At 47.1% G+C, this 467-nt stretch carries 4 tRNA genes; all 4 read right to left on the bottom strand.

Annotation, left to right across the window (positions count from 1 at the left end):
- Positions 1-25: 25 nt before the first annotated feature.
- The 4 genes from UB32_RS06715 to UB32_RS06700 all read right to left on the bottom strand — a co-directional run bounded on the left by UB32_RS06715 (position 26) and on the right by UB32_RS06700 (position 467).
- Positions 26-99, bottom strand: a tRNA-Gly gene (locus UB32_RS06715).
- 6 nt (positions 100-105) lie between these two features.
- A tRNA-His gene (locus tag UB32_RS06710) sits at positions 106-181 on the bottom strand.
- A gap of 25 nt (positions 182-206) precedes the next feature.
- A tRNA-Phe gene (locus tag UB32_RS06705) sits at positions 207-279 on the bottom strand.
- 120 nt (positions 280-399) lie between these two features.
- Positions 400-467, bottom strand: a tRNA-Asp gene (locus UB32_RS06700).

Genomic DNA, 467 nt, shown 5'->3' with positions numbered 1-467 from the left:
TAACCAGCTGAGCTATAGGCCCTTATGGAGCGGGTGAAGAGAATCGAACTCTCATCATCAGCTTGGAAGGCTGAGGTTTTACCACTAAACTACACCCGCAAAAAATGGGGCGACTGATGGGAATCGAACCCACGAATGCCTGAACCACAATCAGGTGCGTTAACCACTTCGCCACAACCGCCATATTACATTTAAATTAAATAAGGTGGCTCAGGACGGAATCGAACCGCCGACACAAGGATTTTCAGTCCTTTGCTCTACCGACTGAGCTACTGAGCCGCTATCATTTTTCCTAAACATGGTTAGCAATAAGTCCTATACTCAAAAGTTCTTATACTTTTTCGCAAGTTGCAGCAGAAGCACAATTTCCTCTACCGACTTAACTAAACCAAATTAAAATGGCGGTCCCGACCGGGATCGAACCGGCGATCTCCTGCGTGACAGGCAGGCATGTTAACCGCTACACC

Origin of the sequence: Mesobacillus subterraneus, assembly GCF_000934845.1 — a bacterium.
Lineage (GTDB): Bacteria > Bacillota > Bacilli > Bacillales > Cytobacillaceae > Mesobacillus > Mesobacillus stamsii.
Note: the sequence above shows the minus strand (reverse complement) of the source record. Positions and strands in the feature narration are given on the sequence as shown.